At 66.9% G+C, this 22,627-nt stretch carries 20 protein-coding genes; 18 read left to right on the top strand and 2 right to left on the bottom strand.

Translation table 11 applies throughout. The features are described 5' to 3' along the window. Positions 1-4 precede the first annotated feature (4 nt). The 8 genes from SLQ30_RS00555 to SLQ30_RS00520 are packed head-to-tail and all read left to right on the top strand — an operon-like array spanning position 5 to position 6,096. Complete coding sequence (locus SLQ30_RS00555; protein ID WP_319445555.1) at positions 5-1,141, top strand: histidinol-phosphate transaminase; 1,137 nt, start codon at positions 5-7, stop codon at positions 1,139-1,141. After that, positions 1,135-1,746, top strand: a complete 612-nt coding sequence (gene hisB, locus SLQ30_RS00550) for an imidazoleglycerol-phosphate dehydratase HisB (RefSeq protein ID WP_413467914.1) — start codon at positions 1,135-1,137, stop codon at positions 1,744-1,746. Before SLQ30_RS00555 ends, hisB begins: the two co-directional genes overlap by 7 nt. Beyond that, positions 1,743-2,363, top strand: coding sequence for an imidazole glycerol phosphate synthase subunit HisH (gene hisH, locus SLQ30_RS00545; RefSeq protein WP_319444898.1), 621 nt, complete (start codon positions 1,743-1,745; stop codon positions 2,361-2,363). The genes hisB and hisH overlap by 4 nt, the downstream gene beginning before the upstream one ends. Before the next feature lie 3 nt (positions 2,364-2,366). Next, the gene (gene priA / locus SLQ30_RS00540; protein ID WP_319444897.1) at positions 2,367-3,110 is read left to right on the top strand and encodes a bifunctional 1-(5-phosphoribosyl)-5-((5-phosphoribosylamino)methylideneamino)imidazole-4-carboxamide isomerase/phosphoribosylanthranilate isomerase PriA; all 744 of its coding nucleotides are present in this window, start codon (positions 2,367-2,369) and stop codon (positions 3,108-3,110) included. 6 nt (positions 3,111-3,116) lie between these two features. After that, a complete protein-coding gene (locus SLQ30_RS00535) occupies positions 3,117-3,935 on the top strand; it encodes an inositol monophosphatase family protein (RefSeq protein WP_319444896.1) in 819 nt (272 codons plus the stop codon). Continuing rightward, complete coding sequence (hisF, locus tag SLQ30_RS00530; protein ID WP_319444895.1) at positions 3,932-4,717, top strand: imidazole glycerol phosphate synthase subunit HisF; 786 nt, start codon at positions 3,932-3,934, stop codon at positions 4,715-4,717. Before SLQ30_RS00535 ends, hisF begins: the two co-directional genes overlap by 4 nt. Positions 4,718-4,751: 34 nt before the next feature. Beyond that, positions 4,752-5,099: a phosphoribosyl-AMP cyclohydrolase gene (gene hisI, locus SLQ30_RS00525; protein ID WP_319444894.1), complete on the top strand. Its 348-nt coding sequence runs from the start codon at positions 4,752-4,754 to the stop codon at positions 5,097-5,099. Positions 5,100-5,109: 10 nt separating this feature from the next. Further along, positions 5,110-6,096 (top strand): alpha/beta hydrolase, encoded by a 987-nt coding sequence (locus tag SLQ30_RS00520; protein ID WP_319444893.1) that lies wholly within the window; start codon positions 5,110-5,112, stop codon positions 6,094-6,096. A gap of 5 nt (positions 6,097-6,101) precedes the next feature. Here SLQ30_RS00520 and SLQ30_RS00515 read toward each other — a convergent pair whose 3' ends face one another. Next, positions 6,102-6,902 carry an ABC transporter ATP-binding protein gene (locus SLQ30_RS00515; protein ID WP_319444892.1) on the bottom strand — a complete coding sequence of 267 codons (801 nt, stop codon included), beginning with the start codon at positions 6,900-6,902 and terminating at the stop codon, positions 6,102-6,104. 31 nt (positions 6,903-6,933) lie between these two features. After that, positions 6,934-7,398, bottom strand: a complete 465-nt coding sequence (locus SLQ30_RS00510) for a peroxiredoxin (protein ID WP_319444891.1) — start codon at positions 7,396-7,398, stop codon at positions 6,934-6,936. 92 nt (positions 7,399-7,490) lie between these two features. Here SLQ30_RS00510 and SLQ30_RS00505 point away from each other — a divergent pair, with 92 nt between their 5' ends. From SLQ30_RS00505 to pyk, 10 genes are all read left to right on the top strand, one after another. Next, complete coding sequence (locus tag SLQ30_RS00505; RefSeq protein ID WP_319445553.1) at positions 7,491-9,023, top strand: anthranilate synthase component I; 1,533 nt, start codon at positions 7,491-7,493, stop codon at positions 9,021-9,023. Beyond that, positions 9,020-9,637: a TIGR02234 family membrane protein gene (locus SLQ30_RS00500; RefSeq protein WP_319444890.1), complete on the top strand. Its 618-nt coding sequence runs from the start codon at positions 9,020-9,022 to the stop codon at positions 9,635-9,637. The genes SLQ30_RS00505 and SLQ30_RS00500 overlap by 4 nt, the downstream gene beginning before the upstream one ends. Before the next feature lie 102 nt (positions 9,638-9,739). After that, positions 9,740-10,558 (top strand): indole-3-glycerol phosphate synthase TrpC, encoded by an 819-nt coding sequence (trpC, locus tag SLQ30_RS00495; RefSeq protein WP_319444889.1) that lies wholly within the window; start codon positions 9,740-9,742, stop codon positions 10,556-10,558. A gap of 34 nt (positions 10,559-10,592) precedes the next feature. After that, entirely contained in the window at positions 10,593-11,861 is a 1,269-nt protein-coding gene (trpB, locus tag SLQ30_RS00490) for a tryptophan synthase subunit beta (RefSeq protein ID WP_319444888.1), read from the top strand. Continuing rightward, positions 11,858-12,649 carry a tryptophan synthase subunit alpha gene (gene trpA / locus SLQ30_RS00485; RefSeq protein WP_319444887.1) on the top strand — a complete coding sequence of 264 codons (792 nt, stop codon included), beginning with the start codon at positions 11,858-11,860 and terminating at the stop codon, positions 12,647-12,649. Before trpB ends, trpA begins: the two co-directional genes overlap by 4 nt. Further along, positions 12,646-14,568, top strand: coding sequence for a prolipoprotein diacylglyceryl transferase (lgt, locus tag SLQ30_RS00480; protein WP_319444886.1), 1,923 nt, complete (start codon positions 12,646-12,648; stop codon positions 14,566-14,568). Before trpA ends, lgt begins: the two co-directional genes overlap by 4 nt. 34 nt (positions 14,569-14,602) lie before the next feature. Further along, positions 14,603-15,013 (top strand): DUF2752 domain-containing protein, encoded by a 411-nt coding sequence (locus SLQ30_RS00475; RefSeq protein WP_319444885.1) that lies wholly within the window; start codon positions 14,603-14,605, stop codon positions 15,011-15,013. 83 nt (positions 15,014-15,096) lie between these two features. Then, entirely contained in the window at positions 15,097-19,680 is a 4,584-nt protein-coding gene (gene gltB, locus SLQ30_RS00470; RefSeq protein WP_319444884.1) for a glutamate synthase large subunit, read from the top strand. Next, positions 19,673-21,175 (top strand): glutamate synthase subunit beta, encoded by a 1,503-nt coding sequence (locus SLQ30_RS00465; RefSeq protein WP_319444883.1) that lies wholly within the window; start codon positions 19,673-19,675, stop codon positions 21,173-21,175. Before gltB ends, SLQ30_RS00465 begins: the two co-directional genes overlap by 8 nt. 27 nt (positions 21,176-21,202) lie before the next feature. Beyond that, positions 21,203-22,621 carry a pyruvate kinase gene (pyk, locus tag SLQ30_RS00460; protein WP_319444882.1) on the top strand — a complete coding sequence of 473 codons (1,419 nt, stop codon included), beginning with the start codon at positions 21,203-21,205 and terminating at the stop codon, positions 22,619-22,621. The last annotated feature ends 6 nt before the right edge of the window (positions 22,622-22,627 follow it).

The raw sequence follows: 22,627 nt of genomic DNA, 5'->3' as shown, positions 1-22,627 counted from the left end.
CGGAATCACGCGCCGAGTCACTCTGGATGACCTTCCGTTGCGCGACAACCTGCGTGGCAAGTCGCCCTACGGCGCGCCGCAGCTCGCGGTTCCGGTGCGGCTCAACACCAACGAGAACCCGCACCCGCCCACGCAAGCGCTGATCGACGACGTCGCGGCGTCGGTCCGCGATGCGGCGGCCGACCTGCACCGCTACCCGGACCGGGACGCAGTCCAACTGCGCGCCGACCTGGCCGATTACGTCAGTGGGCAGGCGGGTGTCGCACTCACCACCGAGAATCTGTGGGCGGCAAACGGTTCCAACGAGATCCTGCAGCAATTGCTGCAGGCCTTCGGCGGCCCCGGCCGCACCGCCATTGGGTTCGTGCCGTCCTACTCGATGCACCCCATCATCTCGGACGGCACGCAGACCGACTGGCTCGAGGCGGCGCGGGCAACCGACTTCGGCCTCGACGTCGACGTCGCGGTCGCGGCGATCACCGCCCGGCGCCCGGACGTGGTGTTCCTTGCCAGCCCGAACAACCCATCCGGACAAAGCGTTTCGATCGACGACCTGCGCCGAGTGTTGGATGCCGCGTCTGGCATCGTGATCGTCGACGAGGCCTACGGCGAGTTCTCGTCGCAACCCAGCGCCGTCCACCTACTGGCCGACTACCCGACCAAACTCGTCGTCACCCGAACCATGAGCAAGGCGTTCGCCTTCGCCGGCGGTCGGCTCGGCTATCTGGTGGCCAATCCTGCCGTCATCGACGCGCTGCTGCTCGTGCGACTTCCGTATCACCTGTCCTGCCTGACCCAGGCTGCCGCCAGGGCCGCGCTCCGGCACGCCGACGACACGCTCGGCAGCGTGGCGTTGCTCATCGCCGAGCGCAACCGCGTGACGAACGCGTTGGCGGACATGGGCTTCCGCGTGATTCCCAGTGATGCCAACTTCGTGTTGTTCGGCGAGTTCGCCGATGCCCCCGCGTCGTGGCAGCGTTACCTGGACGAGGGCGTGCTGATTCGCGACGTCGGCATCCCGGGATTCCTCCGCGCCACCACCGGATTGGCGGAGGAGAACGACGCTCTACTCGACGTCAGCGCCGGGTTGGCCGACACCGATCTCGCATCCGCACCACACAGCCTCCGAGGAGCATCGTGACCCGCCGCGCCCGCGTCGAACGCAAGACCAAGGAATCCGACATCGTCGTCGAAATCGACCTCGACGGCACCGGAAAGACCGACATCAGCACGGGCGTCCCGTTTTACGACCACATGCTGAACGCACTCGGCAGTCACGCGAGCTTCGACCTGACGGTGCACGCCAAGGGTGACGTCGAGATCGAAGGGCACCACACCATCGAGGACACCGCGATCGTGCTGGGTCAGGCGCTCGGTCAGGCGCTGGGGGACAAGAAGGGCATCCGCCGGTTCGGCGACGCCTTCATCCCGATGGACGAGACCCTGGCGCACGCTGCCGTCGACGTGTCCGGCCGGCCGTACTGCGTGCACACCGGCGAGCCGGATCACATGCTGCACAGCACGATTGCGGGTAGTGAGGTGCCCTACCACACCGTGATCAATCGGCATGTGTTCGAGTCGTTGGCCATGAATGCCCGCATCGCGCTACACGTGCGCACGCTCTACGGCCGCGACCCGCACCACATCACCGAGGCTCAGTACAAGGCGGTCGCCCGCGCGTTGCGCCAGGCCGTCGAACCAGATCCGCGCGTGACGGGCGTGCCGTCCACCAAAGGCAGCCTGTGACCAAGAAGTCGCTGGTTGTCCTGGATTACGGCTCAGGCAACCTCCGGTCGGCGCAGCGTGCCCTCGAACGGGTCGGGGCCCTGGTCGAGGTCACCGCAGATCCGAAGGCCGCTGCGATGGCGGACGGCCTGGTGGTCCCGGGTGTCGGTGCATACGAGGCCTGCATGAAGGGGCTGCGAGCGGTCGGTGGTGAGCACCTCATCGCCGACCGATTGGCGAACGGGCAACCGGTGCTTGGCATCTGCGTCGGCATGCAGATCCTGTTCGCCAGGGGAGTGGAGTTCGGCGTGGAGAGCACGGGCTGCGGCCAGTGGCCGGGTTCGGTGGTGCGGATCGACGCACCGGTGATCCCGCACATGGGCTGGAACGTCGTCGACGCGGCGTCCGGCAGTGCGTTGTTCAAGGGGCTCGATCCGGACACCCGCTTCTACTTCGTGCATTCGTACGCGGCCCAGCAGTGGGAAGGCGATGCGAGCGCACGGCTGACCTGGGCGACGCACCACGTGCCGTTCCTGGCGGCCGTCGAGGATGGCGCGCTGTCCGCCACCCAGTTTCATCCGGAGAAGAGTGGCGACGCGGGCGCGACGCTGCTCGCCAATTGGGTCGAGGGGCTCTGAATAGTGAGTAACGCACCATTGATACTTCTGCCCGCCGTCGACGTGGTCGACGGCAAAGCCGTACGCCTCGTTCAGGGCGTGGCGGGCAGCGAAACCGACTACGGCTCGGCGCTGGATGCCGCCATGGGCTGGCAGAACGATGGGGCCGAGTGGATTCACCTCGTCGATCTGGACGCTGCCTTCGGGCGGGGGTCCAACCACGAACTGCTGGCCGAAGTGATCGGCAAGCTCGACGTCGCGGTCGAACTGTCGGGCGGCATCCGCGACGATGCGTCGCTGACCGCTGCGCTGTCCATCGGATGCGCGCGGGTCAACCTCGGTACCGCGGCGCTGGAAAACCCGCAGTGGTGCGCGCAGATGATCGCCGCACACGGTGACAAGGTCGCAGTGGGGCTCGACGTCAAGTTCGTAGATGGCCAACATCGCTTGCGTGGCCGCGGCTGGGAGACCGATGGCGGAGACCTGTGGCCAGTGCTGGAACGCCTTGACGCCGAGGGTTGTTCGCGGTTCGTAGTCACCGACGTGACGAAGGACGGCACGCTGAATGGACCCAACCTCGACCTGCTGGCCAGCGTCGCCGAACGCACTGAGGCGCCCGTCATTGCATCCGGTGGCGTGTCGAGCCTCGACGACCTGCGGGCCATCGCCACGCTGACCGACCGCGGTGTCGAGGGCGCGATCGTCGGCAAGGCCTTGTACGCGGGACGATTCACGCTGCCCGAGGCGCTCGCCGCAGTGAGCCGGTAGGTCTCGATGGCACTGGACGACGCTGACCTCGACGCACTGGTCGCGGTGGCCTCCGCGATCCTCGACGACGCGGCCAAACCGTTCGTCCTCGGTCACCGTGCGAAGTCAGCGGTAGCCAAGCGTGGCAACGACTTCGCCACCGAAGTCGACCTGGCCATCGAACGGCAGGTGGTGGAGGCGTTGCAGACCGCGACGGGCATCGGAGTGCACGGCGAGGAGTTCGGCGGTGCCCCGATCGATTCGGAGCTGGTCTGGATTCTCGACCCCATCGACGGCACGTTCAACTACGCGGCGGGGCTGCCGATGGCGGCGATACTGCTGGGCCTGCTGCGTGACGGCGAGCCGGTGCTCGGGCTGACCTGGTTGCCGTTCACCGAGCAGCGCTATACCGCCGTTGCGGGAAACCCGCTGTACGCCAATGGCATTGCGTGCCCGGCGCTGGTCCCCGGTAAGCTGTCGGAGTCCGTCGTCGGTGTCGGCACCTTCAACATCGACTCGCGGGGCGAGTTCCCCGGCCGCTACCGGTTGGCCACCCTGGAGCAGCTGAGCCGCCGATGTTCCCGCATGCGCATGCACGGTTCCACCGGTATCGACATGGCCTACACCGCGGCGGGCGCGCTGGGTGGGGCGATCAGCTTCGGCCACCACATCTGGGACCACGCGGCGGGCGTTGCGTTGGTGCGGGCGGCCGGTGGCATCGTCACCGATTTCCTCGGTGACCCGTGGACGCCGACGTCGCGCTCCGCGCTCGCGGGAGTGCCGGGCGTGCACGCCGAGCTCCTGGAGATCGTCAAAGCTGCGGGCAACCCCGAGGACTACCGATGAATCACCACGAGGGTCTTGCCGTTCGGGTCATTCCCTGCCTCGACGTCGACGACGGCCGGGTGGTCAAGGGCGTCAACTTCGAGAACTTGAGGGACGCGGGGGATCCCGTCGAACTCGCCGCCGCCTACGACGCACAGGGCGCCGACGAGCTGACGTTCCTCGACGTGACGGCGTCCTCCTCGGGTCGGACCACGATGCTCGAGGTGGTGCGCCGTACTGCCGAGCAAGTGTTCATTCCGTTGACCGTCGGAGGCGGAGTGCGATCGGTCGCCGACGTCGACACGCTGCTACGGGCGGGGGCCGACAAGGTCTCGGTGAACACCGCGGCCATCGCTCGCCCGGAGTTACTCGCCGAACTGTCCCGCCAATTCGGCTCGCAGTGCATCGTGCTGTCCGTCGATGCGCGCACCGTCCCTGCGGGTTCGCCACCGACGCCGTCGGGCTGGGAGGTCACCACGCACGGCGGCCGCCGGGGTACCGGCATCGATGCGGTCGAATGGGCCGCTCGCGGAGCCGAACTCGGGGTCGGTGAGATTCTGCTCAACTCGATGGATGCCGATGGCACCAAGGCGGGGTTCGACCTTGCGATGCTGCGTGCCGTCCGGGCGGCGGTCACCGTTCCCGTCATCGCCAGCGGAGGGGCGGGCAAGGTGGCCGACTTCGCCCCCGCGGTCGACGCGGGCGCCGATGCGGTGTTGGCCGCCAGCGTCTTCCATTTCGGCGAGCTCACGATCGGTGAGGTGAAGGCGGCGATGGCAGCAGAAGGGATCGTGGTCAGGTGAGCACGACACCCCGCCGTGAACGGGAAGGCGACTGATGGCCCTCGACCCCGCGATCGCAACGCGGCTGAAGCGCGACGCCAACGGCCTCTTCGCCGCAGTCGCGCAAGAGCGGACCACTGGCCAGGTGCTGATGGTGGCGTGGATGGACGACGAAGCGCTCGCGCGCACCTTGGCGACCCGCAAGGCGACGTACTACTCGCGTTCGCGCGCCGCGTACTGGGTCAAGGGCGAGACGTCTGGACATACCCAACACGTGCACTCCGTCCGATTGGACTGCGACGGCGACACCGTGCTGCTCGAGGTGGATCAGGTCGGCGCCGCATGCCACACCGGTGCCCACACGTGCTTCGATGCCGACCTGCTGCTTGGACCCGAGCGCTAGGCTGCCCCGCATGAAGCGGGTGCTCGCGGTTGCAGCGTTGGGCCTTACGGGCCTGACGTTCCGGAAATACGTCTCGGCGCGAAGGACATTGGCGAAGGTCGCCGTTGAGCTCCGGAATCCGGTGCTTGCCGTCGTTCCGATCTCCTTCAACGCGCGGACGTTGCCGTTCTTTCGTGCAGTGATGAGGTTCGGTACCAAAGCGGGTCCCGGGGTCGTGGTGAGCGAACGCGCCGTCGGAGCCCCCGCCGTGCGTGTGCTGGTGATGACGCCGTCGGAGCAGGGTGGCCCACGCCCTGCGGTGCTCTGGATCCACGGCGGCGGGATGATCGCGGGTTCTCCGCAGTTCGAAGCCGCGGGTAGTGCACGCCTCGCGCGGGATCTGAACGCAATCGTGGTCTCGCCCGACTACCGGCTGGCACCCGAAAATCCCTTCCCCGCAGGGTTGGACGACTGCATGGCCACGCTGCGGTGGATGCGCGCCAACGCCGAGGAGCTAGGGCTGGACCCAGACCGGATCGCGGTGATGGGCGCAAGTGCGGGCGGTGGGCTGTCCGCCGCCGTCGCGCAGCGCAGCCACGACGAGGGCGGATCCCTTCGCGCACAGGTGCTCGTCTATCCGATGCTCGATGACCGCAGCACGCTGACGACCGATCATGCCGAGCGCGGTCAGATCGCGTGGACTCCGTCGTCGAATCGGTTCGGGTGGACGGCATACCTCGGGCGCGAGCCGCGCATGTCGGATGCGCCGGAGTACGCGGCGCCGGTGCGACGGACGAATCTTGCCGGCCTTCCGCCGGCGTGGATCGGAGTCGGAGGACTCGACGTGTTCTGTCCCGAGAGCGTCGAATACGCCGACAACCTCACGACGTCCGGGGTGCCGTGCACGCTGCTCACCGTGCCCGGCATGTATCACGGCGCAGACGGGGTGGCCCCGAAGGCGAAGTCGATGAAGGAGTTTCGCCGCAGCATGATGGAACATCTGAAGGCCCACCTCTAGCCGACCTACACGTCGATGCGGGTTGCCTTGGCGCGGGCAGTCCATCGCCCGTCGGAGTATCCGACGTGAACGGGATGGGCGAACGCCGCGCTGACGTATTCAGTGGTGACGACCTCCCGCGCAGCCCCGGAGGCGACGGTGCGGCCCTCGGCGATCAACAGCGCGTGCGTCGTGGTGGTCGGGAGTTCCTCGAGGTGGTGAGTGACCAGAATCGACGCCACGTCGGGGTGGGTGTCGTCCAACGAGTCCATCGTCTCGAGGAACTGCTCGCGGGCGGCCACGTCCAATCCGGTCGTCGGCTCGTCGAGCAACAGTAGGCGAGGGCCCGAAATCAGTGCTCGCGCAATGAGTGTGCGGCCGCGCTCGCCCTGCGACAGGGTGGTCCACTGATCATCGGCGCGACGAGTCAGCCCGACCGAGGCGACCATGGCGTCTGCGCGGTCCAGGTCGTCGGCGCTGGGCGTCCATCGCATGGGCAAGTCGATGGTGGCGGTGATGCCGGTGAGCACGACCTCGCGCACGGTCAGCGAGTACTGCAATCGGTGCCGTGGGTTGACGTGGCCGATCGAGTGACGCAGCCGGGCCAGGTCGACGCAGCCCATCTGTTGGCCGAGTACCCGCACCGTGCCCGACGTCGGAAAGGTCACGGCCGCACAGAAACCCAGTAGCGTGCTCTTGCCCGCGCCGTTGGGGCCGAGCAGCGTCCAGTGCTCACCCTCGCGCACCGTCAGCGAGATTCCGTCGATGATCTGCTTGCCGTCACGCCGGAACGTGACGTCCGCCAGCTCGAGTACGGGTTGTGTCATGCGCGGTCCTACTTCGCTGCTCGCCGGGCCATCATGCGGACTGGCGCTGACGCAGCACCTCCAACGCCTTGTCGGCGTGGGAGTCCATGCTGATTTCGCTTGCAATGACGTCGAGCACGGTGCGATCGGTGTCGATGACGAACGTGGTCCGCTTGACGGGCATCAGCTTGCCGAGCAGCCCACGCTTGACGCCGAACTGCGTCGCGACGGTGCCGTCGGCGTCCGAGAGCAGCGGGTAGTCGAACTTCTGTTGGTCGGCGAACTTGGCCTGCTTGTCGACGGCGTCGGTCGAGATGCCGACGCGGCTGGCTCCGACGGCAGCGAACTCGGAGGCCAGGTCGCGGAAGTGGCATGCTTCCTTGGTGCACCCCGGCGTCATGGCCGCAGGGTAGAAGAACAAGACGATCGGCCCGTCCGCGAGCAAGCTGGTCAGACTGCGTTGCGTGCCCGTCTGATCGGGCAGTTCGAACTCGGCAACCTGGTCACCACGTTTCATGGGTGTCACGCTACGCCTGACTGAGTGAGGGTCGGCAGCCACCGGTCTGGGAGGATTGACCCGTGCAAGAACAATCTCCGGTCGCTTCGCTCTTGCCCACCGTCCCGACCGCGAACCTCGCAGGCGTCACCTCGCGCGAGGAATTCCGGGCGCTGGCCGACGAGCACCGCGTGGTGCCTGTGACGCGAAAGGTACTCGCCGACAGCGAGACCCCACTGTCCGCGTACCGCAAGCTGGCGGCCAACCGACCCGGCACGTTCCTCTTGGAGTCCGCAGAGAACGGGCGCTCTTGGTCCCGCTGGTCGTTCATCGGTGCGGGTGCGCCTTCGGCCCTGACGGTGCGCGACGGCCACGCCGACTGGCTGGGTACGACGCCGAAGGATGCGCCTCGCGGCGGTGATCCTCTGGAGGCTCTGCGCAAGACGCTCGAGGTGCTGGAAACGGCCACGCTGCCGGGGCTGCCGCCGCTGTCGAGTGGGCTCGTCGGATTCTTCGCTTATGACATGGTGCGCAGGCTGGAGCGGCTCCCCGAGCGCGTGGTCGACGACCTCGGGCTGCCCGACATGCTGCTGTTGCTGGCCACCGACATCGCCGCGGTCGACCACCACGAGGGCACGATCACGTTGATCGCAAACGCGGTCAACTGGAACGGAACCGACGAGCACGTCGACCAGGCTTATGACGATGCGGTCGCCAGGCTGGATGTCATGACTACGGCCCTTGGGGAACCGTTGACCTCGACGGTCGCGACCTTCAGCAGGCCCGAACCGCGGCACCGCGCCCAACGCAGCATCGAGGAATACAGCGCCATCGTCGACAAGCTCGTCGGCGACATCGAAGCCGGCGAGGCCTTCCAGGTGGTTCCCTCGCAGCGTTTCGAGCTCGACACCGCCGCCGACCCCCTCGACGTGTACCGCATGCTGCGGGTGACCAACCCCAGCCCGTACATGTACCTGCTCAACGTGCCGAATGATGTTGGCGAGCTTGACTTCTCGATAGTCGGGTCGAGCCCCGAAGCGCTCGTGACGGTGCAGGATGGCAAAGCGACGACGCACCCCATCGCCGGGACGCGGTGGCGCGGCGCGAGCGAGGAAGAGGACGTCCTGCTCGAGAAAGAACTGTTGTCCGACGACAAGGAACGCGCCGAACACCTGATGCTGGTGGACCTTGGACGGAACGACCTTGGCCGGGTCTGCGTGCCGGGCACGGTCCGGGTCGAGGACTACAGCCACATCGAGCGGTACAGCCACGTCATGCACCTGGTGTCGACCGTGACGGGCCAACTGGCCGAGGGAAAGACCGCGTTGGACGCCGTCACCGCCTGCTTCCCGGCGGGCACGCTGACCGGCGCGCCGAAGGTGCGGGCCATGGAACTCATCGAGGAAGTCGAGAAGACCCGCCGGGGCGTTTACGGCGGCGTGCTCGGATACCTCGACTTCGCCGGGAACGCCGATTTCGCGATCGCCATCCGGACCACGCTCATGCGTGCCGGTACCGCCTACGTCCAAGCCGGCGGTGGCGTCGTGGCGGACTCCAATGGGCCGTACGAGTACAACGAGGCGGCCAACAAGGCCAAGGCGGTGCTCAACGCCATCGCCGCGGCCGAGACGCTGACGGAGCCATGACCAGGCTCGCTCAGGGCCTGCTGGCCGTGGCCGGGCTGGCACTGTGGGCTGCCTCGCGGATGGCCTGGGTCGACGTGGCATCTTCCGACGGTCTAGGGCAACCCAAGACGACGACGCTGTCGGGGGCGTCGTGGTCGGAGGCGCTGGTGCCGCTCGCACTGCTGGTCCTCGCCGCGGCGGTGGCCGTCCTCGCGGTACGCGGGTGGCCGCTGCGCCTGCTCGCACTGTTGGTCGCAGTCTCCAGCGCGGGCATGGCGTATCTCGCCATCGGGCTCTGGGTCATCCCCGACGTCGCCGTGCGGGGGGCCCAATTGGCGCAGGTGCCCGTGGCCGCGCTCGTCGGTACCCAACGGCATTACTGGGGTGCCTCGCTCAGTCTGGTCGCCGCGCTCTGCACCCTCTCTGCTGCCGTGCTGCTCATCCGCGCCGCGGCGAGGGCAGGCTCGGGTGCTGGCGCCAAATCGACCAAATACGTCGCACCTGCGGCGAGGCGTGCGGCCGCGCGGACGGACGAGACCAGCGACGCAATGTCGGAAAGGATGATCTGGGATGCGCTTGATGAAGGGCACGACCCGACCGGATCCGACACCGGAACCGACAACGAGGGGCGGTGACGGCCCGTGAGCGAATGGCGACTACCCTTCGTCAGAGATCATCCGGGACGGTCCGGATGCCCGGAAATTAGCCTGAAACGCCTCGAAGGGAATCGACGACTCATGAGTTCGGGGACCGTGCTCGACTCCATCATCGAAGGAGTCCGCGCCGACGTCGCCGCTCGCGAGGCACTCGTCAGCTTCGCCGAGATCAAGGAGCGGGCTGCAAAAGCCATTTCGCCCCGAGACGTGATGGCCGCGCTGCGCGAACCGGGAATCGGGGTCATCGCTGAGGTCAAGCGCGCTAGCCCATCTCGTGGCGAGCTCGCGTCGATCGCCGATCCGGCGGAATTGGCAAGGGCCTACGCCGACGGTGGGGCCCGGGTCATCAGCGTGCTCACCGAGGAGCGCCGCTTCAACGGATCCCTGGACGATCTCGATGCGGTGCGCGCGGCCGTGTCGATTCCCGTGTTGCGCAAGGACTTCATCGTCGGGCCGTACCAGATTCACGAGGCCCGCGCGCATGGTGCGGACATGTTGCTGTTGATCGTCGCCGCGCTCGAACAGTCGGCATTGGTGTCGATGATCGACCGCACGGAATCCTTGGGCATGACCGCGCTCGTCGAGGTGCACACCGAGGAAGAGGCGGACCGCGCGTTGCAAGCTGGTGCGCGGGTGATCGGAGTCAACGCCCGCGACCTCAAGACGCTGGAAGTGGACCGCGACTGCTTTGCGCGGATCGCACCTGGCCTGCCGTCCAACGTCATCCGCGTCGCCGAATCCGGTGTCCGCGGCACCGCCGACCTACTGGCCTATGCGGGCGCTGGCGCCGATGCGGTGCTGGTGGGCGAAGGATTGGTCACCAGCGGCGACCCGCGCAGCGCAGTCGCCGATCTCGTCACTGCGGGCACTCATCCGTCCTGCCCGAAACCTGCCCGCTAAGCGCGATGAGTCGCTTGCGCGAAGAGGTGTGTTGATGGCGGATTTGGCGGGCTCGGAACTGCCCCAGGCCAGTGCGGGGGTTGCCGAGCCCACCTCATACGATCCCGATCCCAAGGGCCATTTCGGCTCCTATGGCGGCCGGCTGGTACCCGAGGCGTTGATGGCCGTCATCGAGGAGGTCACCGCCGCCTACGAGAAGGCCAGGGCCGACCAAACGTTCCTTGACGAGTTGGATCGGCTCCAACGCCACTACGCCGGGCGCCCGTCACCCCTGTACGAGGCCACTCGACTGAGTGAGCACGCAGGTGGGGCGAGGCTCTTCCTGAAGCGAGAAGACCTCAACCACACCGGATCTCACAAGATCAACAACGTGCTTGGGCAGGCCCTGCTTGCCCAGCAGATGGGCAAGACGCGTGTCATCGCCGAGACCGGGGCGGGTCAACACGGGGTGGCGACGGCGACTGCGTGTGCGCTGCTCGGCATCGAATGCGTCATCTACATGGGTGCGGTCGATACCGCGCGCCAGGCTCTGAACGTGGCGCGGATGCGCCTGCTCGGTGCCGAAGTCGTGGCGGTCGAGTCGGGTTCGAAGACCCTCAAGGACGCCATCAACGAGACGTTTCGCGACTGGGTGGCCAACGCCGACGACACGTATTACTGCTTCGGGACCGCCGCGGGACCGCATCCGTTCCCGACCATGGTGCGAGACTTCCAACGCGTCATCGGACTGGAGGCGCGGGTCCAGATTCAGCAGCAGGCTGGTCGACTGCCGGACGCGGTGACGGCCTGCATCGGTGGTGGATCGAATGCGATCGGCGTCTTCCACGCCTTCCTCGACGATCCGGGTGTCCGGTTGGTTGGCTACGAAGCGGCAGGCGACGGTGTCGAGACCGGCCGTCACGCTGCGACGTTCACCGGCGGATCGCCGGGAGCGTTTCAAGGGTCGTTCTCCTACCTACTTCAGGACGAGGACGGCCAGACCATCGAATCGCATTCGATCTCAGCGGGTCTGGACTATCCCGGGGTCGGACCCGAGCACGCATACCTCAAGGACGTCGGCCGTGCCGAGTACGCACCCATCACCGACGCGGAGGCCATGGATGCGTTCGGACTGCTATGTCGCACCGAGGGCATCATTCCGGCCATCGAGTCTGCCCACGCGGTTGCCGGTGCGCTCAAACTGGGCGTCGAACTCGGACCGGGCGCGGTGATCGTGGTGAACCTGTCGGGCCGAGGTGACAAGGACGTCGAAACCGCCGCCAAGTGGTTCGGGCTGATGGACGACAAGGGCGGGGATCAGTGACGAGTCAGCTGGCCGGGCTCTTCGAGACATGCCGCGCCGAGGATCGTTCGGCGTTGATCGGTTACCTGCCAACGGGATTCCCGGACGTCGAGACCTCGATCAAGGCGATGACGGCACTGGTCGAATCCGGCTGCGACATCGTCGAGGTCGGCATTGCGTACTCGGATCCGGGTATGGACGGCCCCACGATCGCGGCGGCGACCGAAGCCGCGTTGCGCGGTGGAGTTCGTGTGCGCGACGCGTTGAAGGCCGTCGAGGCGATCAGCAACGCCGGTGGGCGCGCCGTCGTCATGTCCTACTGGAATCCGGTTTTGCGTTGGGGTGTAGAGGCGTTCGCGCGTGACCTGGCCGCGGCCGGAGGGCTGGGAATGATTACTCCCGACCTGATCCCGGATGAGGCGGATGAGTGGATCGCCGTATCGGAAGCCCATCAGTTGGACCGGATATTCCTCGTCGCACCCTCGTCCACCCATGAGCGACTTGCGGTCACTGTCGAGGCTTCTCGTGGATTCGTCTATGCCGCATCGACGATGGGCGTGACCGGGGCCCGCGACGCCGTGTCGACCGCCGCTCCGGAGTTGGTGAGGCGCGTGAAGGAAGTCTCCGACATTCCCGTCGGTGTCGGGCTCGGCGTGCGCTCGCGTGAGCAAGCAGCGCAGATCGGTGCGTACGCCGACGGCGTCATCGTCGGGTCGGCACTGGTGACAGCACTGGCCGACGGCATTCCCGCCGTCAGGTCGTTGACCGAAGAACTCGCCGAAGGCGTGCGACAGAGGATCCCAGCGTGACCGCAACGATTCTGGCCAGTTTCCCGAGCCCATCCCAAGGCGTCTGGCACCTCGGCCCCTTGCCGATTCGGGCCTATGCGCTGTGCATCATCGCCGGCATCGTCGCGGCCCTACTGATCGGGGACCGACGGTGGGTGGCCCGCGGCGGCGATCGCGGGCTGATCTACGACGTCGCCCTGTGGGCGGTGCCTTTCGGTCTCATCGGCGGTCGGCTCTATCACGTGATGACCGACTGGAAGACGTACTTCGGTCACGACGGGCTGGGCTTCGTTGCGGCGCTGAAGATCTGGGACGGTGGCCTCGGCATCTGGGGTGCCGTCGCGCTCGGCGGTGTTGGCGCGTGGATAGCCTGCCGACACCACGGCGTCCCCTTGCCGGCCTTCGGCGACGCCATTGCGCCCGGAATCATCTTGGCGCAGGCCATCGGTCGATTGGGCAACTACTTCAACCAGGAGCTGTACGGGCGCGAAACCACGCTGCCCTGGGGACTGGAAATCTTCGAGCGCCGGAACGCCAGCGGCCAGACGGACATGTTGAACGGCGTCTCGACCGGGGTGCCGCTGTACGACCACCCCGTCCATCCGACGTTCTTGTACGAGCTGCTGTGGAACCTGCTGATCTTCGGGTTGCTGATCTGGGCAGACCGCCGCTTCAAGCTCGGACACGGGCGGCTGTTCGCGCTCTATGTCGCGGGGTACTGCGTCGGCCGGTTCTGGGTCGAACTGATGCGCAACGACTATGCGACGTTGATCGCAGGCATTCGCGTCAACACGTTCACCTCGACGTTCGTCTTCCTGGGCGCAGTCATCTACATCATGGTTGCGCCGAAGGGTCGCGAAGATCCGAAGACGTTGCGCAGCAAGGTGTATGCGCAGTCCGAAGATGCTGAGTTGGACAGCTGGGTGGACGACCTCTCCGCGGTCGAGGCGACCAGTGGCGTTGTCGCGGCGGCCAAGGTTGCGGGCGCCAAGGACGCGGCCGAATCAGCGAAGCCAGATGACGAGCCGAAGCCCGACAAGCAATCCGAGGCTGCGGCGGAGGGCGAGGAACTTGCCGAGGACGTCGAAACTGCGTCGTCCGAGGACATCGCCGAGGCGGAGAAGTTCGCTGCCGCAGGTGCCGACGCGGCGCAGGACACCGACGGGGTCGGCGCCGTCGAGGGTGACGAGGTGAGTGAGGCTGTCGCGGAGGCGCCGGAGGTGCACGAGGCGGCTGTCGAAGCGTCAGCCGATGCCGAGGTGGCAGCCGAGGAGGTCGCCGAGCCCGCGCCCGAGACTGCGTCTGAGCCCGCATCTGAGCCGGCCGACGAACCCGAGGTCGCTGCCGAGGAGGTCGCAGAGGCAGAGCCTGAGGCGGAACCCGAGTCTGAAGCGGAGCCGGCTGACGATGCCGAGGGGCTCGGTGCTGTCGATGGTGACGAGGTGAGTGAGGCCGTCGCGGAGGCACCGGAGGTGCACGAGGCGGCTGTCGAAGCGGCTGACGATGCCGAGGTGGCAGCCGAGGAGGTCGCCGAGCCCGCGCCCGAGACTGCGTCTGAGCCCGCATCTGAGCCGGAGGCCGAGCCGGCCGACGAGCCCGAGGCCGACGCCGAGGAGGTCGCAGAGGCAGAGCCTGAGGCGGAACCCGAGTTTGAAGCCGAGCCGGCTGACGATGCCGAGGGGCTCGGTGCTGTCGATGGTGACGAGGTGAGTGAGGCCGTCGCGGAGGCACCGGAGGTGCACGAGGCGGCTGTCGAAGCGGCTGACGATGCCGAAGAGGCAGCCGAGGAGGTCGCCGAGCCCGCGCCCGAGACTGCGTCTGAGCCCGAGCAGACTTCTCCCGCATCCGACTCCGCCGAGGAATCGAGTGCAAGTGATTCCGATGCTGTCGAGGAACCCGTCGCGGAGCGGTCGCGCCGCCGTTGGTGGCGGCGCGGCTGATCAGCCGTAATGGCTCCTCTGGCATTCTGAACGCATGACCGCGCCATTGGGCACCGGCCGACGCCATCGGTACACCACCCTTGGCACCGGCGCGGTCCTGGCAGGCGCGGTGACCTATATCGGCGTCGCCGACCCGCATCGCCTGGGCTTTCTGTATCCGACCTGCCCCTTCAAGTGGCTAACAGGTTGGGAGTGCCCGGGTTGTGGCGGGCTTCGCATGTCCCACGACGTCTTGCACGGCGATCTGTCTGCTGCTGTGGTCGACAACGTTTTCCTGCTGTTCGGCATGCCCTTGCTGGCCATTTGGCTACTCGTGCGCTGGCGCCGCGGCGAGCGTCTGATGCCCGCGCCCGCCATCGCCACGGTCATCATTGCTGCGGTGGCGTGGACGATCGTCCGGAATTGGCCCGGATTCCCGCTGGTCCCGACGCTGCTCGGACGGTAGCCCGGCCGCTGCGCTGATACACTCGCGAGGCGGGCCGGTGCAGTCCCTGACATACGTTTTCCCGGACTGCGGAGGTACCGTCGGTGCTGTTCTCGGCATTGCCAGAAGCGCAGGGGTTGTACGACCCCCAGCGCGAATCAGACTCCTGCGGCGTGGCCATGGTCGCCGACATCCAGGGTCGCCGCTCACATTCCATCGTCTCTGATGGACTCACTGCGCTCGAGCACCTCGAGCACCGAGGAGCGGCCGGCGCCGAACCGAACAGCGGTGACGGGGCGGGCATTCTGCTGCAGCTGCCGGTCGAGTTGTTGCGGGCCGTCGTGGACTTCCCCCTTCCTGAGCCAAACCCGAACGGCGCCAACACGTTCGCCGCAGGCATCTGCTTCATGCCGCGGGACCTTTTGGCCCGCAACAACGCGCGTGAGCGCATCGAAGCGTTCGCAGTCGATGAGGGGCTGATCGTGCTGGGCTGGCGCGAGGTCCCGGTGGATCCGGACGGCGCTCAGATTGGCGATACCGCCTTGGGGTGCATGCCGTACATGGCGCAATTGTTCGTCGCGGCGCCCGAATTCAACGGCAACCGACTCGGCGGCATCGACTTGGACCGACGCGTTTACCCGCTGCGCAAACGTGCCGGTCATGCGATACCCGACGGCGAAGAAGCAGGCACCGGCGTCTACTTCGCGTCGCTGTCGAGTCGCACCATCACGTACAAGGGCATGCTCACCACGATGCAGCTGCCGCAGTTCTTTCCGGATCTGCGTGACGAGCGGTGCGCGAGTGCCATCGCGATCGTGCACAGTCGGTTCTCCACGAACACCTTCCCGTCGTGGCCGCTGGCTCACCCGTTCCGATTCGTCGCCCATAACGGCGAGATCAACACCGTGCGCGGCAACCGAAACAGGATGCATGCACGGGAGGCGATGCTGGCCAGCACGCGAATTGGAGGCGATCTCACTCGACTGTCACCGATCTGCACCCCCGATGCCTCAGACTCGGCGTCGTTCGACCAGACGCTGGAGTTGCTGCACCTCGGCGGCCGCAGTTTGCCGCACGCGGTGATGATGATGATTCCGGAGGCATGGGAGAACAACACCACCATCAGCCCGGCGCGACGCGCGTTCTGTCAATTCCACGCGTCGATCATGGAGCCGTGGGACGGCCCCGCATGTGTCACCTTCACCGACGGAACAGTCGTCGGAGCGGTATTGGACCGCAACGGTTTACGGCCGGGGCGTTGGTGGCGCACCATCGACGACCGCATCATCCTGGCCAGTGAGAGCGGGGTTCTGGACGTGCCGTCCGGCGAAATCGTCGCCAAGGGTCGGCTTGAGCCCGGACGCATGTTCCTCGTCGACACGGCTGCGGGCAGACTGATCTCCGACGACGAGATCAAAGACGAACTCGCCGCCGAGCATCCGTACGGTGAGTGGCTGCATGCCGGGCTGCTCGATCTCAACACCCTGGCGGATCGAGGCCGCTTTCAGCCCAACCACGATTCCGTTGTGCGCAGGCAGATTTCGTTCGGGTACACCGAGGAAGACTTGCGCCTCATGCTGGTCCCGATGGCGGCGTCCGGCGCAGAACCGCTCGGTTCGATGGGTACCGACACGCCTACGGCCGTGCTCTCTCAGCGTTCGCGGCTGTTCTATGACTACTTCGTCGAACTCTTCGCCCAGGTCACCAACCCGCCGCTGGACGCCATCCGAGAAGAGATCGTCACGTCGATGGCGCGGGTGATGGGTCCCGAGCAGAATCTGCTGGAACCCACGGCGGCATCGTGTCGCCAGATTCTGCTGCCCTGGCCGGTGCTCGATAACGACGAGCTCAACAAGATCGTCCACATCAACGACGAAGGTGAACATCCGGGCTTCAAGACTGCGGTCTTGCGCGCGCTGTACGACGTCGAGCGCGGAGGTGAGGGCCTGGCCGATGCGTTGGAGGACCTGCGCATCCGGGCATGCGAAGCGATCGCGAAAGGTGCTCGCACGCTGGTCATCTCGGACCGCGATTCCGACCACACCAGGGCGCCGATCCCGTCGCTGCTGGCGGTGTCGGCGGTGCATCACCACTTGGTGCGCACCAAGGAACGCACCACGGTGGCGCTGGTGGTGGAAAGCGGTGATGCCCGCGAGGTGCACCACATCGCGCTGTTGATCGGCTTCGGCGCCGCCGCGGTCAATCCATATCTCGCGTTCGAGTCGATCGAAGATCTGATCCGCGAGGGGGAGCTCACCGGCATCGAACCGGCCACTGCCGTGCGGAACTACCTCAAGGCGCTCGGCAAGGGCGTCATGAAGGTGATGAGCAAGATGGGCATCTCGACGGTCGGGTCCTACACCGGCGCACAGGCCTTCGAAGCCATCGGGCTGTCCAAAGAGGTCGTCGACGAGTACCTCAGCGGCACCGTCAGCCAACTCGGCGGCGTCGGGGTCGACGTGCTTGCCGAGGAGGTCAAGCTGCGGCACCGCCGGGCCTACCCGGAGAACCCGACCGAGCGTGTGCACCGGCGGCTCGAGGTCGGCGGCGAATATCAGTTCCGCCGTGAGGGTGAGTTGCACCTGTTCACCCCGGAGACGGTGTTCCTCCTGCAGCATGCGACGCGGACCGGTCGTCACGACGTCTTTCAGAAGTACTCCGACGAAGTCGACCGGCTGGCCAGCGAAGGTGGGGCACTGCGCGGGCTCTTCGAGTTGAAGACTGGCGTGCGGCCGCCGGTGCCGCTGGACGAAGTGGAGTCCGTCGAGGCGATCTGTACCCGATTCAACACCGGGGCGATGAGCTACGGCTCGATCTCCGCCGAAGCGCATGAGACCATGGCGATCGCCATGAACAACCTTGGTGGCAGGTCGAATTCGGGGGAGGGCGGCGAGGATGTAGACCGGCTCTACGACCCGAAGCGGCGCAGTGCCGTCAAGCAGGTCGCCTCGGGCCGGTTCGGAGTGACGAGCGATTATCTTGTCAACGCCTCCGACATCCAGATCAAGATGGCGCAGGGCGCCAAGCCCGGCGAGGGCGGACAGCTGCCCGGGTACAAGGTGTATCCGAACATCGCCAAGACCCGCCACTCGACGCCGGGTGTCGGGCTCATCTCGCCGCCGCCCCATCACGACATCTACTCGATCGAGGATCTCGCCCAGCTGATCCACGACCTCAAGAACGCCAACTCCGAAGCGCGCATTCACGTCAAACTCGTCAGCTCGGTCGGGGTGGGCACGGTCGCGGCGGGCGTCTCCAAGGCGCACGCCGACGTGGTGCTGATCTCGGGCTACGACGGAGGCACCGGCGCGGCGCCGCTCACCTCCTTGAAGCACGCCGGCGCGCCGTGGGAGATCGGCCTGGCCGACACACAGCAGACATTGGTGCTCAACGGTTTACGCGACCGCATCACGGTGCAATGCGACGGCGGCATGCGGACCGCGCGCGATGTCATCGTCGCGGCACTGCTCGGCGCCGAGGAGTTCGGCTTCGCGACCGCACCACTCATCGTGTCGGGCTGCATCATGATGCGGGTCTGTCACCTCGACACCTGCCCAGTGGGGGTGGCCACGCAGAATCCCGAGCTCAGGGCCCGGTTCAACGGCAAGCCGGAATTCGTCGAGAACTTCTTCCGCTTCATCGCCGAAGACGTCCGAAAGTATCTGGCAGAGCTCGGTTTCCGGAGCATCGATGAAGCCGTCGGACGCGCCGACGTGCTCGACACCGACGCGGGCGTGGCGCACTGGAAGAGTAAGGGCCTCGACCTGTCGCCGATCTTCGCGGTGGCCACCGACGCTCATGGCGGCCAACCCGCCCAGCGCAGGCGGGTGCGGGGTCAGCAGCACGGCCTCGAGCACGCGCTCGACCAGACGCTCGTCGCGCTCGCCGAAGGCGCACTCGAAGACGCCCACCCGGTGCGGCTGGAACTGCCGGTGCGCAACGTAAACCGCACCGTCGGAACCCTGCTCGGCTCGGAGGTCACTCGCCGCTACGGGGCTCAGGGGCTCCCGCCCGACACCATCGCCGTGGCGCTCACCGGATCGGCCGGGCAGTCGCTCGGTGCGTTCCTTCCGCCTGGCATCACGCTCGAGCTCACCGGTGACGCCAACGACTATGTGGGGAAGGGTCTTTCGGGTGGCCGGATCATCGTGCGCCCACCCGACGACGTGCTGTTCCTCCCCGAGGACAACGTCATCGCGGGCAACACGCTGCTCTTCGGGGCCACCTCGGGTGAACTGTTCCTGCGCGGCAAGGTCGGTGAACGGTTCGCCGCCCGCAACTCGGGGGCACTCGCGGTCGTCGAGGGTGTCGGCGACCACGCCTGCGAGTACATGACGGCCGGCCGCGTGGTCGTGCTCGGCAAGACCGGCCGCAATATGGCAGCGGGGATGTCGGGCGGCATCGCGTTCGTGCTTGGGCTCGATCCCGCGCGGGTGAACCCCGCCATGGTGGCGTTGCAACGCCTCGACACCGAGGATCTCGCGTGGCTGCACGAGGTGGTGGCGCGGCACGCGCAGTACACCGGCAGCACGGTCGCGACGTCGGTGCTCTCGGACTGGCCGCGTCGCAGCGCGCAGTTCACCAAGATCATGCCCACCGATTACCAACGTGTTCTGGAAGCGACCCGGATGGCCAAGGCCGAGGGGCGCGACGTGGACACCGCGATCATGGAGGCGACCCGTGGCTGACCCGACCGGTTTCCTCAAGGTCGCCAAGATCGAAGCGGCCAAACGGCCCGTCGACGAACGCGTCGGCGACTGGCACGAGGTCTACGAACAGCTCGATGCCCACCACCGTGCCGGCGAGGTATCGCAGCAGGCGCGCCGTTGCATGGACTGCGGAATTCCGTTCTGCCACTCGGGGACCGCAGGCTGTCCGCTCGGGAATCTGATCCCCGAGTGGAACGATCTGGTTCGGCGTGGCCGATGGGATGCGGCCAGCGACCGGCTTCACGCGACCAACAACTTCCCCGAGTTCACCGGCCGACTGTGCCCCGCCCCGTGTGAGGCGGCGTGCGTCTTGTCGATCTCCGAGGAGACCACCGGCGGCGCAGTGACGATCAAGCGCATCGAGCAAACCATCGTCGATCAGGCCTGGATGGACGGCACCATCGAAGCTCAGCAGGCCGCCATCGCCACGGGGAAGAGTGTGGCGGTCGTCGGCTCCGGGCCTGCGGGTTTGGCCGCGGCCCAACAGCTCACCCGGGCCGGGCATCGGGTGACGGTGTACGAGCGGGATGACCGGATCGGTGGATTGATGCGGTACGGCATCCCGGAGTACAAGTTGGAGAAGGCGACGCTGAATCAGCGGCTGGCACAGATGCGGGCCGAGGGCACGCGTTTCGTCACCGACTGCGAGGTGGGTGTCGACGTCACCGTCGAGGCCCTGCGGGCACGGTACGACGCGGTCGTGCTCGGCGTCGGGGCGTTGCGAGCCCGCGACAATCAGGTCGAGGGGCGCGCATTGAGCGGTGTCCATCTTGCGATGGAACATCTGGTGCCCGCCAACAAGGAGTGCGAAGGCGACGGTGAATCACCGATCAGCGCCAAGGGCAAGCACGTGGTCATCATCGGCGGTGGTGACACCGGTGCGGACTGTCTTGGCACCGCTCACCGTCAGGGGGCTGCGTCGGTCACCCAGCTGGACTACAACGCCGAGCCACCGGCTTTGCGCGACGACAGCGTCTCGCCGTGGCCGGCGTGGCCGATGGTGCTGCGCACCTCGCCTGCACACGCCGAGGGTGGTGCGCGTAGATACGAAGTGGCCGTGCAGCGCTTTCTCGGCGATGACCGCGGCAACCTTCGCGCGATGGAGATTGCGGAAGTGAAAGTGGAACGCGACGCAGAGGGCCGCCGCGTCGTCACGCCCGTCGGCGATTCAATCGAAATCCCTTGCGAGCTAGCACTTCTGGCAATCGGCTTCGACGGTGTCGAGCACATGGCGCTGCTGGATGGACTCGGCCTGCAGCTCAACAAGCGGGGGGCGCTCTCGTGTGGCTCCGACTGGCAGACCGACGCGCCGGGGGTCTTCGTCTGCGGCGACGCTCACAGGGGCGCTTCGCTCGTCGTGTGGGCGATCGCGGAAGGCCGCAGCGCGGCGCATGCCGTCGATGCGTACCTGATGGGTGAGTCGGATTTGCCGGCGCCGGTCAAGCCGAGCGCGCTACCGCTAGCCGTCGTCTGAATCGATTAACGACTATGCTCATGCGACGTGAGTAGACGCGGAAAGATCGTCTGTACGCTCGGTCCGGCGACGGGCACCGATGAGTCCGTCCGGGCGCTGGTCGAGGCAGGAATGGACGTAGCCCGGCTGAACTTCAGCCATGGGGACTACGTCGATCACGAGGCGGCGTACAAGCGCGTTCGGGCGGCGTCCGACGTGACCGGGCGGGCCGTCGGCATCCTCTGTGACCTGCAAGGACCCAAGATCCGGCTCGGCAGGTTCGCCGACGGCCCCACCGCATGGGTGGCGGGCGAGACGGTGCGGATCACGGTCGACGACATCGAGGGCACCCACGACCGCGTGTCGACCACCTACAAGCGGCTGGCCCAGGACGCAACCGCGGGTGACCGGGTGCTCGTCGACGACGGCAACGTCGGCTTGGTGGTCGAGCACATCGACGGGAACGACGTGGTGTGCACGGTCACCGAGGGCGGTGCCGTGAGCAACAACAAGGGCATGTCGCTGCCCGGCATGAACGTCTCGGCCCCCCCGCTGTCGGAGAAGGACATCGAGGATCTCGAGTTCGGGTTGAGGCTCGGCGTCGACCTCGTCGCGCTGTCCTTCGTCCGCTCACCTGCCGACATCGAGCTCGTCCACGAGGTGATGGACCGGGTCGGCCGCCGAGTGCCCGTCATCGCCAAGCTGGAGAAGCCGGAGGCCATCGAGAACCTCGAAGCCATCGTGCTGGCCTTCGACGCGATCATGGTCGCGCGCGGCGACCTCGGCGTCGAGCTGCCGCTCGAAGAGGTCCCGTTGGTGCAGAAGCGCGCCATCCAGATGGCCCGGGAGAATGCCAAGCCCGTCATCGTCGCCACCCAGATGCTCGAGTCGATGATCGAGAATTCCCGACCCACCCGCGCGGAGGCGTCCGACGTCGCCAATGCCGTGTTGGACGGGGCGGATGCGGTCATGCTGTCCGGCGAGACGTCGGTGGGCAAGTACCCGCTGGAGGCGGTCAGGACGATGGCACGCATCGTCAACGCCGTCGAGGACAACTCCACGGCTGCGCCGCCGCTCACGCACGTGCCGAGAACCAAGCGTGGCGTCATCTCGTACGCCGCCCGCGACATCGGGGAGCGGCTCGACGCCAAGGCGCTGGTGGCCTTCACGCAATCGGGCGACACGGTCAAGCGGCTCGCCCGGCTCCACACGCCGCTCCCACTGCTGGCCTTCACGGCGCTGCCCGAGGTGCGCAGCCAGCTGGCGCTGACCTGGGGCACCGAGACGTTCATCGTGCCCCACATGCAGACCACCGACGAAATGATTCGCATCGTCGACAAGTCGCTGCTGGAACTCGGGCGCTACAAGCGGGGCGATCTCGTGGTCATCGTCGCAGGTGCTCCTCCTGGCACAGTAGGCTCGACCAATCTGATCCACGTGCACCGAATCGGCGAGGACGACCACTAGGAGGAG

This window comes from Mycobacterium sp. RTGN4 (assembly GCF_033804635.1).
Lineage (GTDB): Bacteria > Actinomycetota > Actinomycetes > Mycobacteriales > Mycobacteriaceae > Mycobacterium.
This window is presented reverse-complemented; position numbering and strand designations above follow the sequence as displayed.

What these genes read in the sequence shown, in the direction of transcription:
- SLQ30_RS00535 (WP_319444896.1), top strand. Translation starts at nt 3,117, where the DNA reads ATGGCACTGGACGACGCTGACCTCGACGCACTGGTCGCGGTGGCCTCC.
- hisF (WP_319444895.1), top strand. Translation starts at nt 3,932, where the DNA reads ATGAATCACCACGAGGGTCTTGCCGTTCGGGTCATTCCCTGCCTCGAC.
- hisI (WP_319444894.1), top strand. Translation starts at nt 4,752, where the DNA reads ATGGCCCTCGACCCCGCGATCGCAACGCGGCTGAAGCGCGACGCCAAC.
- SLQ30_RS00520 (WP_319444893.1), top strand. Translation starts at nt 5,110, where the DNA reads ATGAAGCGGGTGCTCGCGGTTGCAGCGTTGGGCCTTACGGGCCTGACG.
- SLQ30_RS00515 (WP_319444892.1), bottom strand. Translation starts at nt 6,902, where the DNA reads ATGACACAACCCGTACTCGAGCTGGCGGACGTCACGTTCCGGCGTGAC.
- SLQ30_RS00510 (WP_319444891.1), bottom strand. Translation starts at nt 7,398, where the DNA reads ATGAAACGTGGTGACCAGGTTGCCGAGTTCGAACTGCCCGATCAGACG.
- SLQ30_RS00500 (WP_319444890.1), top strand. Translation starts at nt 9,020, where the DNA reads ATGACCAGGCTCGCTCAGGGCCTGCTGGCCGTGGCCGGGCTGGCACTG.
- trpC (WP_319444889.1), top strand. Translation starts at nt 9,740, where the DNA reads ATGAGTTCGGGGACCGTGCTCGACTCCATCATCGAAGGAGTCCGCGCC.
- trpB (WP_319444888.1), top strand. Translation starts at nt 10,593, where the DNA reads ATGGCGGATTTGGCGGGCTCGGAACTGCCCCAGGCCAGTGCGGGGGTT.
- SLQ30_RS00475 (WP_319444885.1), top strand. Translation starts at nt 14,603, where the DNA reads ATGACCGCGCCATTGGGCACCGGCCGACGCCATCGGTACACCACCCTT.